Source organism: Spirosoma knui (assembly GCF_054780635.1).
This window is the reverse complement of record NZ_BAAGVY010000007.1, coordinates 101,163-118,779: the sequence shown is the minus strand read 5'-3', so window position 1 is coordinate 118,779 and position 17,617 is coordinate 101,163. Positions and strand designations below refer to the sequence as shown.

Annotated in this window: 11 protein-coding genes; 3 read left to right on the top strand and 8 right to left on the bottom strand. The window is 53.4% G+C overall.

Annotated elements, in window-relative coordinates:
• Window positions 1-10: 10 nt before the first annotated feature.
• Complete coding sequence (locus tag ACYVIY_RS15835; protein WP_460977344.1) at window positions 11-1,171, bottom strand: AIR synthase related protein; 1,161 nt, start codon at window positions 1,169-1,171, stop codon at window positions 11-13.
• A gap of 130 nt (window positions 1,172-1,301) precedes the next feature.
• The gene (locus ACYVIY_RS15830; RefSeq protein ID WP_460977343.1) at window positions 1,302-2,267 is read right to left on the bottom strand and encodes a Gfo/Idh/MocA family protein; all 966 of its coding nucleotides are present in this window, start codon (window positions 2,265-2,267) and stop codon (window positions 1,302-1,304) included.
• A 149-nt stretch (window positions 2,268-2,416) separates the two neighbouring features.
• On the opposite strand from ACYVIY_RS15830, the gene ACYVIY_RS15825 reads away from it, so the two are divergent.
• Window positions 2,417-3,223 carry a DUF481 domain-containing protein gene (locus tag ACYVIY_RS15825; protein WP_460977342.1) on the top strand — a complete coding sequence of 269 codons (807 nt, stop codon included), beginning with the start codon at window positions 2,417-2,419 and terminating at the stop codon, window positions 3,221-3,223.
• 65 nt (window positions 3,224-3,288) lie between these two features.
• Here ACYVIY_RS15825 and ACYVIY_RS15820 read toward each other — a convergent pair whose 3' ends face one another.
• The 4 genes from ACYVIY_RS15820 to ACYVIY_RS15805 form a co-directional block, all read right to left on the bottom strand.
• Window positions 3,289-4,134 carry a LysM peptidoglycan-binding domain-containing protein gene (locus ACYVIY_RS15820; RefSeq protein WP_460977341.1) on the bottom strand — a complete coding sequence of 282 codons (846 nt, stop codon included), beginning with the start codon at window positions 4,132-4,134 and terminating at the stop codon, window positions 3,289-3,291.
• A 14-nt stretch (window positions 4,135-4,148) separates the two neighbouring features.
• Window positions 4,149-4,631, bottom strand: coding sequence for a 5-(carboxyamino)imidazole ribonucleotide mutase (gene purE / locus ACYVIY_RS15815; protein ID WP_460977340.1), 483 nt, complete (start codon window positions 4,629-4,631; stop codon window positions 4,149-4,151).
• 140 nt (window positions 4,632-4,771) lie between these two features.
• A complete protein-coding gene (locus ACYVIY_RS15810; protein ID WP_460977339.1) occupies window positions 4,772-5,974 on the bottom strand; it encodes a DUF1501 domain-containing protein in 1,203 nt (400 codons plus the stop codon).
• Window positions 5,975-6,048: 74 nt separating this feature from the next.
• The gene (locus tag ACYVIY_RS15805) at window positions 6,049-7,512 is read right to left on the bottom strand and encodes a DUF1800 domain-containing protein (protein WP_460977338.1); all 1,464 of its coding nucleotides are present in this window, start codon (window positions 7,510-7,512) and stop codon (window positions 6,049-6,051) included.
• A gap of 176 nt (window positions 7,513-7,688) precedes the next feature.
• Here ACYVIY_RS15805 and ACYVIY_RS15800 point away from each other — a divergent pair, with 176 nt between their 5' ends.
• Both ACYVIY_RS15800 and ACYVIY_RS15795 read left to right on the top strand, forming a co-directional pair.
• On the top strand, window positions 7,689-11,762 hold the full coding sequence (locus ACYVIY_RS15800) for a S8 family serine peptidase (RefSeq protein WP_460977337.1): 4,074 nt from the start codon (window positions 7,689-7,691) through the stop codon (window positions 11,760-11,762).
• Window positions 11,763-11,820: 58 nt separating this feature from the next.
• A complete protein-coding gene (locus ACYVIY_RS15795) occupies window positions 11,821-14,610 on the top strand; it encodes a S8 family serine peptidase (protein WP_460977336.1) in 2,790 nt (929 codons plus the stop codon).
• A gap of 53 nt (window positions 14,611-14,663) precedes the next feature.
• On the opposite strand, the gene ACYVIY_RS15790 is transcribed toward ACYVIY_RS15795, so the two are convergent.
• A complete protein-coding gene (locus ACYVIY_RS15790; protein WP_460977335.1) occupies window positions 14,664-16,286 on the bottom strand; it encodes a S8 family peptidase in 1,623 nt (540 codons plus the stop codon).
• A 98-nt stretch (window positions 16,287-16,384) separates the two neighbouring features.
• On the bottom strand, window positions 16,385-17,521 hold the full coding sequence (locus ACYVIY_RS15785; RefSeq protein ID WP_460977334.1) for a DUF3500 domain-containing protein: 1,137 nt from the start codon (window positions 17,519-17,521) through the stop codon (window positions 16,385-16,387).
• Window positions 17,522-17,617: the final 96 nt, after the last annotated feature.

Genomic DNA, 17,617 nt, shown 5'->3' with positions numbered 1-17,617 from the left:
TGGCAATAGATTAATAAGTAAAAGTACCTAATTCACTTTCTATGGTTACTCGCTTACCCTGATAGGCTTCAACGCGACCAACAACCTGTGCATCAATGCCGAACGATCGAGCGATATCGACAACCTGCTGAGCATATTCTTCGGCAAGATAGACTTCCAGCCGATGACCCATGTTGAATACTTTGTACATTTCCTGCCAGCTGGTGCCACTTTCCTGCTGAATCAACTGGAACAAAGGTGGTACAGGAAACAGATTGTCTTTAACGACGTGGAGGTTGTCGATAAAGTGCAAAACCTTCGTCTGCGCCCCGCCTGAGCAGTGTACCATTCCGTGGATATGGGGTCGAAGTTCATCGAGTAGCACGCGGGCCACGGGGGCATACGTCCGGGTAGGCGACAAAATCAGCTGGCCAATGGTCGGACCCGCTTCTGATACGTCGGTCAACTGCTTGGAACCACTGTAGATCAGCGATTGGTCAACGGCCGGGTCAAAACTCTCCGGATATTTGTCGGCTAAATAGTGGGCCAGCACATCATGGCGAGCGGAGGTCAGGCCATTACTGCCCATGCCGCCATTGTATTGCGTTTCATAAGTCGCCTGACCAAATGAAGCCAGACCGACGATCACATCCCCCGCCTGGATCCGATCGTTGCTGATAACCTGATCGCGTCGCATACGGGCGATAACGGTGCTATCAACGATTACGGTTCTGACCAGATCACCCACATCGGCCGTTTCGCCCCCGGTGCTGTAGATCTCGATGCCATGCTCACGCAACATTTGCAGAACCTCTTCCGTCCCGTTGATAATTTCGGCAATAACCTCACCGGGAATCAGGTTTTTGTTACGTCCAATTGTCGACGAGAGCAGCATAGGCCCCGTAGCACCTACGCAAATCAGATCGTCGGTATTCATAACCACCGCGTCCTGCGCAATGCCCCGCCAAACGCTCAGATCACCGGTTTCGCGCCAGTACAGATACGCCAGCGACGATTTGGTACCTGCTCCGTCGGCGTGCATAATGGTACAAAAAGCCGGGTCGCCCGCCAGCGTATCCGGAACAATCTTGCAAAACGCTTTAGGGAACAAGCCTTTGTCAAGCTGCGCAATGGCGTTGTGAACGTCTTCTTTACTAGCGGAGACTCCGCGCTGGGCGTAACGATCAGTCATGCCGCAAAGGTAGGGAAGAAAGGGAGGAATGGGAAGCGAAGGAGTAAAGGGAGGAGCGGGAAGAAAGGGAGTCAGGTTAAGTTTGGCTCTTTTTTCTTACTCCCTTTCTTCCTGCTCCTCCCCTCCTCTCCTAATAAACAATTCCCGTTTCGGCACGAACCGCATCCAGCAACTGCATCAGGTTGACACTATCGTCGAGCGACCAGAGCGAACTTTCGGTACGTCCTTTGGCCAGGCATTGCATTACGTGCTGGGCTTCGTAGTCATACCCAAACGTAGTTCGCTCCACCGAAATCACTTCAGGTTCGTGCCCGTTTCGGTCGAGCATTAACTGCTGACTTTCGTGCCAGCGCGACCCTACACGTATCAGTCCTTCGGTTCCGTACACGAAAGCTTCGCAGGGAGTTCGGGCCCGTAACGTACTATCCAGCATGGCCAACTCACCATTCGGGTACGTCAGCACCATCCCGCACTGCTCATCGACACCCGTTTCGCCAAAGATGGCCGAAGCCTTGATCGATTCCGGCATACCCAGCATAAAATAGGACCAGAACAGGGGATAGATACCAATATCGAGTAAGGCTCCGCCCCCAAGCGCCTTGTCAAATAACCGACCATCGGGCGCAAATGGCGCAGCAAACCCAAAATCAGCCCGCACACCCGTGACGCGGCCAATTGCGCCATCGTCGACGAGTTGCTTCGCCTTTTGCAGAACCGGTATAAAGCGACTCCAGAGCGCTTCCATCAGGAATATTGACTTTGAGCGGGCGGTCTGAACCATTTCCTGAACCTGGGCGCTGTTCATGGCAAAGGGCTTCTCGCCCAGCACCGCTACCCCTCCATTGAGCAGCATCAGCGTATTCTCGTGGTGTTTAACGTGCGGGGTGGCCACGTACACAACATCCAGTTCCGGAAGCGTCAGCAGACCGTCGTAGCTCCCAAACGCATGAGGAATCGAATATTGCTGAGCGAACGCATCGGCCCGCTGCTGATCAGACGAAGCCACCGCATACAGTTGCGCATCGGGTAGCGTTAACAGATCCTGAACAAATTTATGAGCGATGCGCCCTGGTCCTAAGATTCCCCAGCGAGTCATGATTTATAGAGTCTAAAATTGGGCTATTGGATAAGATGCGCCGGCCGGCCATCCATCAAATCTAGAGTTTTTTCTAAGTTGCGGCTTCTCCAGTGTAGTATCTTGTGAAAAAAGTTTGTGTCTTCCTCGTCTTCTGTTTTTGTGTTTTTTTGCTCGGTTACAGCGCCTTCGCCCAGATTGTTGAGCAGCCGGATCCATTACGCCCATCAACACCCGACACGACCCGCGCCAAAGCCGTTACTGACTCAACCACTAAGATCAAGAAGGATTCAGTGGTGACGAAGCCAGCCCCTCCTGTACCGCCAACGCTTCGCTACCGCTTCGGCGCCGACGGTACAATTACCAGCGGGAACGTTAACCGAACGCTCCTGCAACTAACCGGCTCGGTGGATTATCAACTGAGTAATTATTTCAAATTATCGTCGAGCCCGTCGTTTGTGTATGGCCGACAAAACAACCTGTTGGCGGAGCGGGAATGGTTCGGAGATTTCCGGACTACGTATCGGCACGAAAAACGCCTTTATTATCTGGCCTTCGGCTCATTTGAGCGAAGTAACCTCCGCCAGATCAACCGACGCTGGACGGTAGCCGGAGGATTAGGCTATAAAGTCGTAAATCAGAAACGCGCCTATCTGTCAATCACGAACGTCCTATTGCAGGAGTTCACTGACTTCATGGAACTAAGCGACATCAACATCTTTCGGAACTCAACAAGGCTGTTCGGGGAGTACTCGTTTGGTGGCGATCGATTTACCGTAACCCACACAGCTTTTTACCAGCCAGCCATTGGGCAGTATAACATTCGCTGGAATGCGAGCCTAAGCCTTCAGGTGAAGCTAACCTCCGCAACCAGCCTGCGATCCACGCTGGCGAACGCCTATGAAAGTCTGGTTGTGCCCGGCCGAAAGAACAACGACCTGCGGTTTACCGTTGGGCTGGTGTATGAAAAGAAATAAGTCTGGAACAGGGGCAAAAGCAAGATGCATTTGCCCCTGTTCCAGACTTATTCAATTCCACCCTTCTACTGCTTATCCGGAAAAGGGATAATCAATTTTTCGCCCCGCGTGGCGATATCTTTCGACTTATGGTTGGCGCGCATAATCGCTTCTTTACTCACGCCATACTTCTGAGCAACCACCCGCAGTACGTCGCCCGGCCCAACGGTATGTACGGCCATTGCTTTCACATTAAGCTTGGTCACACCGGCCTTTACGTCAGACTCAGACACGCCGGGATTTAGCTCTTTTAAAGTGCTGATTTTCATATTATACCGACTAGCGACGCCATAAAGCGTTTCCCCAGCCCCAACAGTATACGTACTGTTAACTCCGCCGGGATTGATTTTTGGCTTTTCAATTGCCACTTCCTCTTTCGGCTTCTCTGCCTTTGGTTTCTCTTCTTTAGCCTTTTCGACTTTAGGTTTCTCTTCCTTCGGCTTTTCCTCTTTCGGCTTTTCTTCCTTTTTCTCAACCTTAGGCTTTACCTCGGCTGGTTTTTCGTTGAGCGAAGGCTTACCGGCCGTGGTTTCGCGGTTAGCATCGGCTACTTCTTCGGCCTGGGCTTCGGCAACGGGGGCATCGGCGGGTGGTTCAGCCTGAGAGAGATCGACAGGAGCGGGCTGCGACGACGTATCCACCTCTTCGGGAGCCATCAGCATCTGCGGGTCATTCTGCGCCAGCGGCTGCTGCGAGGTTGTATCCAGGGCTACATTCGTTAACTCGTCGGAGCCGTTGGTATCATCCGTAATGTAGTCGTAACCGACGTAAAGCAGCGCGGCTATGATTCCCACCAGAACAGTAAGCGTAATTGCCGGCAAACTGGTATTCTCAGTTGGTCGCGGGTTAGATGCGTGATTATCGGCGTCCATGGGTATGTGTAGGGTTAAGGCGTAGTTAATTGCCGATTCATATCAGCCACTTTTTCTTTCAAATCCTCTTTGTAGCGTAGCAAGTTTTGGGCCACAGTCTGGTCGAACGTACCAACGATCTGGGCAGCCAGAATCCCGGCATTACGTGCCCCGTCGAGCGCCATAGTCGCCACCGGAACACCAGCGGGCATTTGCAGGATCGACAGCACCGAATCCCAGCCATCAATCGAATTACTTGACTTAACCGGTACGCCGATAACGGGCAGCGTAGTGAGTGAGGCCACCATACCCGGCAAATGAGCGGCTCCACCCGCCCCAGCGATGATAACCTTTAATCCACGGTCGCGGGCGGTCTTTGCGTAGTCGACCATGTTTTCGGGCGTCCGGTGCGCCGACACGATATCCATTTCCCACAAAACACCCAACGAGGTCAGGATGTCGGCGGCCTCCTGCATGACCTTACGGTCGGAGAGGCTACCCATAATAATACCTACCATTCAGTGAAATACGAATTGACTTTCTGCGAAATAACGCAGTTTAAAGCACAGTTTACGTGTGGAACTCTTAAATTTTATTCTAGAAATGACCTAACCAGCCATTGTCTATCAGGTAGGGGTAAGTATTCACTACTTTAGCACTAGACAATCTTGAGTAGATCGAACTTTCGGCCCAGAATAGCGACATCGTCGGCGCCGAGGTACGTGCGCAGCAACGTAGCGTAAATCTGCCGGAAGTCTACGGAGTACGTCAAATCGCCGTCGGTTAAGTTCGTCAGGCTCGGCGCTTCGTTCAACACCCGCTGCGCAGGCAAGCCTCCTCCAATCAGGAACACGTTATTGGCCGTTCCGTGGTCCGTTCCGTTGCTGGCATTCTGTTTCACGCGTCGGCCAAATTCCGAAAATGTCATCAATAGCACCTCATTCTGCCGACCGGCGGTCTTCAGATCCGCCATGAAAGCCCCAACGGCCTCAGCGTACTGACGCAGCAATCGTTCCTGCTGACCGGGTTGGTTGATGTGCGTATCAAACCCGCTGATCGACACGTAATACACGCTCGTAGCCACTCCCGACTGAATCAGCTGCGACACGGTCTTTAGCCGGTTTCCCAACTCATGATTCGGGTACGTAGCGGTGGTCGTATGAACTTTAGCTTTGTCGTACACGTACTGGGCCGACGAAACCGTTTCGGCCAGGGTTTTATACAAGTAACCTACCGTTTCTGGTTCATCGTGATGCGCCTGGCTGATACCCGATACCAGGCCGTTACGTGTCTGGTTATACAGCTTCTTCGGGTCCAGCAGGGCAAGGCCATTCAACTCATCGCCCTTCAGGGCCAGACTTAACGTATCATCGACCTCAATCGTACGAAAGGGCTGCTGAGCTTTACCCGCACAGGCCGCATCAAGGTAACGCCCGACCCATCCGGTACGTAGATACGTAGCTGAATCGCTGGCCGTTTGCCAGATATCCATCGACCGAAAGTGCGACCGGTCGGGATTGGGATAGCCAACGTTATTGATCACCGTCAGCAAGCCATCATCGTACAGCGCTTTGAGCGGCTCCATGGCCGGGTGCAGACCAATCTCATCGTTCAGAGCAAGAACGGCATCGGATTTTATAGCTATAGTTGGCCGTTCGCGGTAATAGATGTCATTACGATAGGGCACAACCGTGTTCAGTCCATCATTACCACCTGACAACTGGACGATAACCAATATTTTGCCGGATGGTGCCAACGGTTGCCCCATCGCCGAAGCCTCATACGCTTTCAGGAAATGCGGAATTAGCATGGTTCCCGCCGTCGTAAGGGCCGATTGCTTTATAAAATCGCGTCGGAACATGGTTAAAGAGTGAAAGGGTGAATGAGCGAAAGAGTGAATGAGTGTTTTTGAGCGTTTACTCGCTCATTCACTCTTTAAGTCAGTTGGTATTCGGGTAGGCTTAGTAGGGCAAGCGTTACGGCCTGGATGCGCTCTCGCCGGGTTTGGGCAGGTTTAATCTGCTGATCAACCAGTGTTCGTTGCCCGGCCGTTAACGGTAAGGGCAGTAACGTAATCGCGATGGCATCGGCTAAGTCGGCATCCGCTGTTTTGACGAACACCTTTTCAAAACCGGCCCAATCTACTGTAGCCTGAAACTGCCGTCCCCCTTTGCGTGCCAGCACCTGCGTATTCACGTCGCCATCCTCTTTAGGCCGGACGTTAACGTCGACGGCTTTCAGGACGTAACTGGGCAACTGCATGCGAAACAGCAGACTCGATGAGTCGATCCAGTTTTTTCCGCCCGGCCAGCCCGCTACGTTTGGCGGATAGAAGAGAACCTGGCCCAGCGTTCGCTGTACAAAAAGCTGGGCTTGCGGCTGTTCAAACTGAATGGTGAGCAGGTGCCGTAGACCCGCCAGCAACTCGACCGGAGATTTGATGTGGGCTCCCCTATTTTTTGGATAATAGAACCAGTCGGCCAGGAATATAGTCTCCATCAGCCCGGCAATGTCATACCCGCTTTTGTAAAACTGGTCTGCCAGCTCGTTAACCCGATTTGCCTCTTCGGTTTCATTGACAAACGCGCGATACAGCTTACTGACCACAAAGCGAGCCGTCTGCCTGTTTTCGAGAAGCATCGCGATTACATCCTCGCCAACAAAGGAGCCTGTTTTACCAAAGATCGTTTTCTGGCCTTCGTCGTGAACCTGCTGCCTAAACAGGAACTGCCCTTCGGGCGTAAATTGCCAGCCCGTAAACGCCCTGGCAGCTTCTTTAATATCACGCTCCGTGTAGTGGCTAGGGTCGGACGACGAATGGCCTAACGTGAACAGCTCCATCACTTCACGCGCAAAATTCTCGTTCGGCGCATTCTTCCGGTTCTGCTGATTGTTGAGAAACTGGAGCATGGCGGGCTCTTTCGATACCGCCATCAGCAGATCGCCGAACCGGCCCAGGGCATGCTGGCGAATTGTGTTCGCGTATTGCTGCATGAACAGGGGGTTACGTCCTACTGTCCGGCAGGCGAAGTGTCCATGCCAGAACATGGCCATTTTTTCGCGGAATGCCTCTTTACCGGAAGCCATTCGATCGAGCCATTGCAGGTTCAGATCACGAACCTTCTCAGCGTTCATCCGAATTTGCTCCTTCAGCATCTCTTTGTCAAGCTGCCCCGTTTGCAGCATCCCCTTCAACGCCCGCTTCGTTACGTGCTCCTCCGGGTCAACAACCCGAAGCGGTTCTAGCGGCTCAGTGGTGGTTACGAACTGGCGTACTACTTTCCGGAACGGACGATGCAGGGCGTCTTCCAGCTCGGCGGGAGTCGCGCCAAACCCGGCCCGGCTGAATAACTGTTGCAGTCGTCGTACATCGTTCGCCTGCTTTAGGAACGTATCCATAAGAAAAGTAAAGTCGACGCCTGTATGATTTGCGCAACCCGGTAAGGTTTAAACGCGATTCATTAAATTTACCTGAATCGTCCGTAAAAACAGACAGTTAGGCAACGCTGGACGCCTATCTTTCGTACGTACTGTGTACATTCGTTATTCAGCCTTGACCGGCGTTTCTCGCGTTTATGACAAAACCTATATGGCTCCGGCTCCGGGGAGCGTATCCAGTGATCAGCCTCGTGCTGCTAACGCTGGCTACGTCCTCAACAGCTCAACCGTTACCCCAATACAGCGCCCGGCAGCGGGCTCAGCAGGTCAATCTGCAAACGTCCATCAGCCAGCAGCAGGCCGCCAATTATCAAAAAGCGCTAACCGAAGCGATCCGGCTGAACCGCCCCATCGAGCAGCGTCACCTGAACGGACGAGTCGTTGTATTACGTGGCATCAGCAGTCGGGGCGAACTCCTGTACGACGCCACCGACAACACAACCCTGGCCGGACAGAGTACGCGCACGTCAGCGCTTTATGCAGGTGGCAGCCTTGGCGTGTCGTTATCGGGTCAGACGTTACGGGACAAACTGGCGGTCTGGGATGGCGGCAGGGTACGCGATACTCACGTTGAGTTTCGGAATGGGGTTGCGGGCAGCCGGGTTGTCCAAGTCGATAACGCGAATGCGCTTAGTTCGCATTCAACCCATGTAGCCGGTATTTTAATGGGGGCCGGGGTAAATCAGCAGGTACGTGGTATGGCGTACGCGACCAACCTGCGGGCCTATTCGTTCAATAACGATAGTAATGAGATGAGCACGGCCGCGCCGGACCTGCTGATCTCGAACCATTCGTACGGCTCGAACGCGGGCTGGATTTTTAACGACTCCCGATCCACAACAACCCAATGGGAATGGTGGGGCGACACGACCGTCAGCAAAACCGAAGACTACAAGTTTGGTGTTTATACCGATCAAACCCGCACCTGGGATCAGATCGCTCAGAACGCACCCTATTACCTCATTGTCAAATCGGCGGGCAACAACCACGGCTCGAATGGCCCCGGTCCTGGTCAGCCTTACTTCCTAGGTACCAGCAACGCCATCAGCCGGGCACCTCGCAACAATCAGAACGGTTACGACCAGGTCAGCACCTACGGAACCGCAAAAAATATTTTGTCGGTTGGAGCCGTCAGTAACCTCAGCTACGGCTACAACCAGGCTCAGGACGTAGCGATCAGCAGTTTTAGTAGTTGGGGACCCACCGACGACGGACGGATTAAGCCGGATCTTGTTGGTGTCGGCGTCAGCGTGTTGTCGTCTAGTTCAGAAACCGATAGCGCCTATGCCTCACTGAGTGGCACGTCGATGGCAGCCCCCAATGTAGCGGGATCACTACTGCTGTTGCAGGAGCTGTTTGCCCAACGGAACAACGGCCGTTTCCTACGGGCATCGACGTTGAAGGGTCTGGCGATCCACACCGCCGATGAAGCCGGAAACGCGCCCGGACCCGATTATCAGAACGGCTGGGGGCTACTCAACGACGAACGAGCCGGGCGAGCTATCATCAACGCCGACCAGAACTACCTCATTGACGAACGAACCCTGAACCAGCGTGATACGTATTCCATTCCGGTCATAGCCTCGGGTCGTGGCCCGTTGGTCGTAACCATTTCCTGGACTGACCCCGCCGGAACCGCTACCCTCCCCTCGGCCGCTACGCTGAATGACCGAACGCCTAAACTGGTCAATGACCTGGACGTTCGGGTTGCCGATGGCAGCCAGACAATTCAGCCCTGGATACTCGACCCCGATAACCCCGCTAATCCCGCTACGCGGGGTGATAACCTCCGCGACAACGTAGAGCAGGTGCTCATCAGTAACCCCGTTCCGGGTAAATCGTATACCCTGACGGTAACGCACAAGGGAACACTTACCGGCGAAAAACAGGATTACGCCCTGCTGATCAGCGGAATCGGCGGCAAAGCATATTGTGCCTCGGCAGCTACGTCGGATGCCGATAGCAAGATAACCCGCGTTCAATTTGGCAGTCTCGATCAATCCGGCTCAAACGGGTGCAGCACGTATTCTGATTTTTCGCAGACCGCAACGCCTATACAAAGCGGCCAGCGAATTCCGCTGATCGTATCGCTGGGTACGTGCGGGGCCGTAAAAAATGTGGTCGTCAAGGCGGTTGTGGACTGGAACCATAATGGCAGCTTCGACGATGCTGGCGAAACCGTGGCGACATCGGATGTCTTGCCAAATTCAGGGCAATTTTCAGCGACTATCTCGGTGCCGGAAGGCCTTCAAACCGGGCAGATTCTGCGGATGCGCCTGGTGGCTACCGAGACAGACAACCCATCGAACGTAGTATCGTGCGGCAACTACCTCAACGGCGAAACACAAGATTATTTGCTCACTGTCGTGCAAACGACGAACGACGTAGGTGTAACAGCCCTGGTTTCACCCGAATCAAACTTTTGCAGTCAAACTAGTTCGGAACTGGCCGTTGCCGTACGCGTACGAAACTACGGCAACACCAATCAGCTTAACGTACCCGTACGCATTAACGTACTAGACGCCAATAATAACGAGCTTACCACCCTCACCGGCAGCGTAGCAACGCTCGAAGCTTTCCGCGAAGCCATCGTGACGTTCAAAGCGCCCAAAACCGTAGCCATGGCGGGTGGCCAGACGTATCGATTCATCATTACAACAGGCACCAACACCGATCAGAACGTAACGAATAATACGTTGACCGAAACCCGAACCGTGGGCGGTGCATCTGCAAATGGTCTGTTTACCGCCCTTAGCTGCGGCAGCGACACGGCCATATCACTACGTAACGCCGGAGCCGGAACGGCCGTGTGGTATGATGCCCCGACCGGTGGCAACTTATTAGCCGTTGGCAATCGAACCGTTTTGAAAGCCGTACCCGCGAGTGGGCAGTTCTACGCTGTGCTTAACGATTTTGCCGCAACTGTCGGCCCGGTCGATAAGCGCGTGTTTGGGGGTGGGTCGTATGCCGGTAATTTTGGTCCGGCTCCTCTGATTACAACACGGGTGCCCTTATTGATTGAAACCGCTCGGCTGTACATTGGCAATGCGGGTAAGTTAACATTCACCGTTCGGAAGTTAGACGACACACCGATTTCGAGCGTAACGCTCGACGTATCCCCAACGCGAAACCAAAGCCTGACCGCAACGAACGGCAGTGGCCAGCTAGTCGACGATCCGGACGATCCGGGAATGGAGTACCCGCTCAATCTGCGTATTCCTCAGGCTGGCGACTACAAGATTACCATTGACTACACCGCCGGGGCGTCCATTTTCCGCAGCAACTCCGCCGTAACTGGCTTTCCGTATCAGGTAACCGCCCAGAATGGTACGCCCATCCTGACCCTAAAAGGAGCGTTGTTTGCAAACGGTGGCGCGGTTGATACGTTGAAAAATGCCTGGTACTATTTCTATAACCTGAACGTCAGATCGCTCGACTGCCCCAGTGTTCAGCGGGTTGCGGTTCCGATCGCAATGGGTTCGGCGATTACGGCGACCGTTACGGCGAATGGCTCAACCAGCATTTGCCAGGGTGCCAGCGTCGCGTTACAGGCCAATACGGAACCAGGGCTTACATATCAATGGCTGCTGAACGGCCGACCCATCAGCGGAGCCACCAACAGTTTGCTGCTCGCTAGCCGGGCCGGCGATTATACGGTTCAGGTAGCCAATGACTGTCTGCCCGCTACCTCGTCGGTCATACCTGTTACGGTCCGGACGGCTCAGGTTCCGATTGTAACGGCCAATGGACCGCTGCTTTCATCGAACGTAATTAGTAATGCGCAGTGGCTGCTCGATGGTGTTCCGATCGCGGGCGCTACGGGGGCGAACTACACGGCGGTGAAAACGGGGCGGTATTCCGTTCGGGGCAATGTCAACGGCTGTGGCGAAGCGGTTTCGGCTGATGTGTACGTCGCGATTCTGGCCAATGAGCCTACGGCGAACGATGATCTGTTAACGGTTTACCCGAACCCAACGACTCGCCAACTAACGGTTTCTGTTCCGGTCGGTTCACTAACTACTGGGGCTATTCCGTCGGTGCGGTTAACTGATCTGCGGGGCTTATCAGTACGAACGGCGCTCTTACAACGGGAAGGTCAGACGTATTCAGCGGTGATGGATGTCGCTGATTTGCCGGGCGGTACGTTTTTTGTGGTTATTGAAGATAACCGATCGCAGACCGTTCGGGTAAAACGTATCCGCAAACATTAACTGTCCAACCCACCTGATTTACTGTAGCTGGTTTGTGAAAACCGTCCGGAATAGCGTAATGCATCCCATTTGGGCTAGCCCAACAGTCGTGCTATGCCTGGTCTGGCTATACGCTAACGGACTGGCAACGCAGGCGTGGGCACAAGCTACACACTCCGGGAAGACCCCACACTGGCAAAACGAGATTTTACACCGGTATACGAACCTTCAGCGCCAGACGCTTCGGTTAGCGAAGCAGCGGGCCTGGCCCATCCACAAAAAATATTCCAGTACACGCACCATTCAGCTACAGGACGTAGACCGCTTTGGCGAGCCGGTTTATTATGTGCTGCATAATACTGAAGCAGCCGAAGGAACAAGGACAGTGGCCGTACAGGGAAACGGAACGTTGCCTATAGCGTTGTCGGGTAACGCTCCACTAATGACAGGCAAACTTGGCCTCTGGGATGGCGGACGGGTGCTGACCACCCACCAGGAACTGGGCACGTCCCGCATCACCCAAACAGATAACACTGCCATCCTGAACGATCACACCACCCACCTCGCCGGAACGCTTATTGCCAAAGGCGTTAACGCAAAAGCGAGAGGAATGGCTTACGGTGCCCAACTGTCGGTCTGGGACTACACAAATGACATTGCCGAACTCGTTAAGGCAGCCCCTAACCTGTTGCTGTCGAATCATGCGTATGGCCCAGTAGTTGGCTGGGTCTATAATCCGTCGCGGCCGGGTACAGATCCGAAATTAAAATGGGAGTGGTGGGGCAATACAACCGTGAGCGCTACAGAAGATTATCAGTTCGGGTTTTACACCGAGAAAGCGCAGGACCTGGATCGAATTGCGTACAACAATCCATTCCTGTTGATGGTCCGATCGGCGGATAACAAACGCGCCGATACCGGCCCGCCCGATGGTACGCCTTACTATTTAAAGAATACGACAACGAAAAGTACGGCCGCCCGGCGTCGCAATGATAGTTACGATGTTATACCGGCGGAGGCAACCGCCAAAAACGTTCTAACCGTTGGCGCGGCCGATGTGACTTTTGACAAGCAAAACCGGCCTGTTTCGCTGAACTCAACCTCGTTCAGCGGTTGGGGTCCAACGGACGACGGACGTATCAAACCTGACTTACTTGGTATCGGCACGGATGTATTTTCCACCCTGGCGGGCAGTAATACGGCTTACGGCCTGCTGAGTGGTACGTCGATGGCGTCGGCGAACGTATCGGGTTCCTTGTTTTTGTTGCAGGAATTATATGCCCGGCAGCAAGCGGCTCAGGGCAACACAGCGAGTCAGTTCATGCGGGCCGCTACGTTACGTGGCCTGGCTTTACATACGGCCGACCGCACTAATCCAGCCGCTGGCCCTGATTACCGCCAGGGTTGGGGCCTGCTGAATACGGAAGCAGCCGCTCGCGCGCTCCTCAACGAAGAGCTGGCCCATCAGTTGCTGGAGCAGAGCCTGAAATCAGGAAGCACGTTTACGCACAAAATCGTCGCTCAGGGCAACGAACCACTGGTTATTACGCTTTCCTGGACAGACCCAGCAGGCACAGCAACCCCGGTTAGCACGGCTTCGCTGAACAAACGAACGCCGAAGCTGATCAACGATCTCGACCTTCGTATTACCGATGGCAAGTTCACTAGTTTTCCTTTCGTGCTTGACCCAGACCAACCTAACCGAGCCGCTATCACCAACGATAATTTTCGCGATAATGTCGAGCAGATTTACATCGCCAGGCCCGTAGCCGGGCAGACCTACACAGTAACCATTTCGCACAAGAGTAAGCTAACATACACGACCCAACCGTTTTCCTTAATTGTAAGCGGACTCCGACGGGTACGCTGCGATCTAACGGCCAGCATTGCGCCACCCGCCACCACTACCCTCTGCGCGGGCGCTACGTTATCACTGCGCTCGTCGACGCAGGCACCGGGAGTGACGTACCAATGGCTGCGGGATGGCTTACCTATTTTGGGTGCCAGTACTACGTCCTTACAACTCAACCAGCCAGGTGCGTACGTTGTGAAGATAACTGACGCTAACGGTTGTCAGGCCACCTCTCCGGCCGTGCAAATTCAGGTACGTACGCCTGTCAGCACCCTAAGCCCAACTGGCGATCAATGGGTATGCAGTAGCCAGAAACCCATTATTTTAAAAGCGATGAGCGACTCCGATACGTCCTATGAATGGCTTAGGAATGGCACACGAATTTCTGGTGTCAGTTCGTCGTCACTCTCGGTAGATCAACCAGGCAGCTACCAGGTCCAGGTTACGCAGGCGGGTTGCAAGGCGCTGTCGACGGCCACAGTCGTACGGCTAACCACAGTAAACACCGTTGAATTACAACCGCCGGAATCCGAGTTAATACTTCCGCGAGGGGCAGCAGTCACTCTCACAGCTCCTTTTGACGCGACGTACGGCTATCAATGGTTTCGGGATACCATCGCATTACAGAATGCCAATACGTACCGCCTGTCAGTTGCACAGCCGGGCGTTTATAACGTCAGGATCACGCAGCAAAACTGCGTCGGCTGGTCGCCAGCGCGAATTATTCAGTCAGCCATCGTGACTGGTACGTCGCTGGGACCAGACAACCGGTTCATATTTTACCCGAATCCGGCGGAAAGTCTATTGACCGTTGAGTACGTAAGCGCAACCACGCAGCGCGTGCAGATAAGCGTGTACGATTTACAGGGCCTTCTACTTTACAACGCTCTGCCGCTGCGAACGGCGAACGGCCTACTGCGGATGGTTGTGCCCGTTAGTCATCTTGTACCGGGTCAGTATATCGTACAGCTTACCGATGGGTTAACAACGCGGGTGGGCCGCTTTACTAAACAATAAACCCAGAGCTGCTATAGCTCTGGGTTTATTGATAAATTGTTAATTAGCTTGGGCTATTTCCCTTTCGTAGAGTTGCCTTCCTGCGCAATCGCTAGCTTGACAGCCTCGTACAAGTTTACGATACCACCTGTTTTCGATAACGTAGCAAATTCAACGGTGCTGCCTGGGCCAGCTCCTTCACCTGATTCAGGCCGACGTACCTTGGTTTTGTACGGGGTTGCCGACTGAACAATAATTCGCTTGATGTCGGCATAGGTCAACTTCGGAAAGTACGACTTCAGAACGGCCGCAACCCCAGCCACTACGGGTGAGGCCATACTAGTACCGCTGTTATTTTCGTACTTACTGCCCGGAACGGTCGAGTAAATGTCCTTACCCGGCGCAAACACGTCGACAGTTTGCTTGCCATAATTCGAGAAGCTGGCCACTAACTCGCTATTGTTACGTTCCGCACTGGCCCCAACCGTAATTACGTTCGGAATCTCCTTCCCATCCATAAAGCGGGGAGCGGGGTAGTTTGCCGCCGTATCGATGTCCTTGCCATCGTTACCAGCCGCGTGAACCAGCAGTACGCCCTTCGAGAGCGCATACCGCTCAGCATCTTCAACGGCTTTGCGCTGGGGTGAATAATCCTTGCCGAAGCTCATGTTAATAATCTGAGCCCCATTGTCGACGGCGTACCGAATGGCATTGGCTACGTCTTTGTCACGTTCGTCACCGTCGGGTACCGCCCGAACGCCCATGATCTGTACCGCATCCGCAACGCCCATGATGCCCAGGTTATTGGTACGGTCAGCACCAATGATACCCGCTACGTGCGTGCCGTGTTCGGCGCGAGGTCCGGCGATGTCCGCATTACCGTAATCACGCTGATTCAAATCGTCGGGGCGATCACCTACAATAGCGCGGGAATCGAATTCTGGATTATAGTTGTATTCAGCGCGGGCTTTGAGTTGTTCGTTCGCTTTTTCCAGCTCTTTCGTTACGTCATCCGCGTCGGCGGCACCCTGCTGACGCAGCAGACGCAGCACGCCCGTGATTGGCCGTTTCAACGCGGCATCGGCAACCGTTTCGCTGGCATTACGTAACGTAGCGGTATCGAGCTTGGTAACATTAAGCGCTTTCTTGATGGCGTCAACAGCAGCCGTGTATTGTTCGGCAAACTGGCTTATTCCTTGATATTGGGCTTTGTACTGCGCCTGGTTTTTCTCAACCTCCGCCTTCGTTTTTACGTAGAGGTCGTATTCTTTCTGCTCGTCGGGTTTCAGCGCGGCCCGGCTCTTGCCTTCATACTTCGGCTTCAGTTGCACGTACAGACGGGTTACTTCAGCGGTTTCGTAGCTCACGTTACGTCCATCCTTACCACCGATGAAGTTCCAGCCGTGAACATCATCCACGTAGCCGTTTTTGTCATCGTCGCGGCCATTGCCCGCAATTTCTTTGGGGTTCACCCATAAGACCCGTCGGAGGTCTTCGTGCGTCGTATCGATACCACCGTCGATAACGGCCACGATAACGGGGGTTGGCTTGCGATTTTTCAGGAGTTCGCGGTAGGTGCGTTCAACACTTATGCCCGCGGTGCTATCTGTTTTATCGGTTAGATACCACTGAGTTTGCTGAGCCGATGCGGCTGTAGACAGCAAACCCACTGATGCAAAAATCAGGAGTTTCTTCATGAATTATAAACGTTGTACGAATGCTATAAGCTGTACAAGTTACGAAGAAACCAACTTATTAACAGCTTAAAAATTGTTAAACGGTCTGCTCATCGGATTCATTGTTTACCGTGCTTGCTGTTTTCGTAATGCAGCTTGAGCAGATCATCGCCAAAATCGTTCGTCAGGTCGCGGACAACTGTATGAACGTGGTTCGCGTTGGTCTGGGTGTTGTCATATTCGATCAGAACCGTTGGCCCATGAATGCGATAATACCAGCCTTTGCCTTCGCCTAATTCTGGCGTCAGGTCACCGGCCCAGGCAAATCGGAGGTTATCCAATCCTGCTTTTTCCAACTTGTCCATCTGCTGCTTAGCCAGCGTAACGCGGTAATTGGTCAGATACACCCGAAGCAGACTCAGGAAAAGTTTGCGCTGCTCGGCTGTCATGTCAGCATAGGTCAACCCGTCCATCCGCTCCAGCGAAGCTAACCGTTTGTTACTGGTAACAATTTCGGGATAAGCCACGGCGGCTACAATGGCTTGTTTACGTTGGCCTTCATTTAATGTCTTGAGCAACGCAAAAGCCTGTTCAGCTTCCTGTTTCAGAATTTGTCGTCCTTTCTGCGGCAATGAGTTTACCCTTGGGTCGGCCATGCGTTTGTCAGCCATTTTAGGATCATATTCTAAAATGGCGGGGTTGCTCCCGAAAAACGTCGGTGTGGGTGCCAGTACACGCGCCGAGCCCGTACCACTTACAGTAGACAAGAAATGAAGCGATAAGTGGTGTCCTTCTATACGCCAACTCCACGGGTTCTGACTCGATGGGTCACCAAAAACAGTAAACGAATAGTTCTCCGGGTCGCGGTACGTATCGTTGGGTGGCCGGTTATCGATGACACGTAATACATTTTCCATATCGATAATGGACGTCGCTTTCTCGTATCCCTGCTCGCTAAGACCTGTTTTCAGCAACGCCATGGCAGCCTGACGCTGCTCAGGCGTCATCTGCTTCAGGGGCAAGCCCTTGCGTTCGCGGGGAACAAAATGCCAGTTGAACCGCTCCGGATCATCGAACGGATACGTTGCCTGCTTCCGCTGGTCGACCGAAAGACTCGCTAAAAAACGCTGCGAAGCCTCAACCATCTCGTCTTTTACGCGCTGTTGGGCAGTTTTAGACTTAGCTGGTGCTACGCTTTGCGCAACCGTTTGTCCGACAATTGCACAGCCTAGTAGGATACGTATGATCACTGACATAAGGACAAATTTTTATAGGTAAAGGGTAAGATCGTTTCTTTTTACTGACAGGAGGCAGGGTCTTAATCATTCTTTAACCCGCTGCTTTTGACCGAT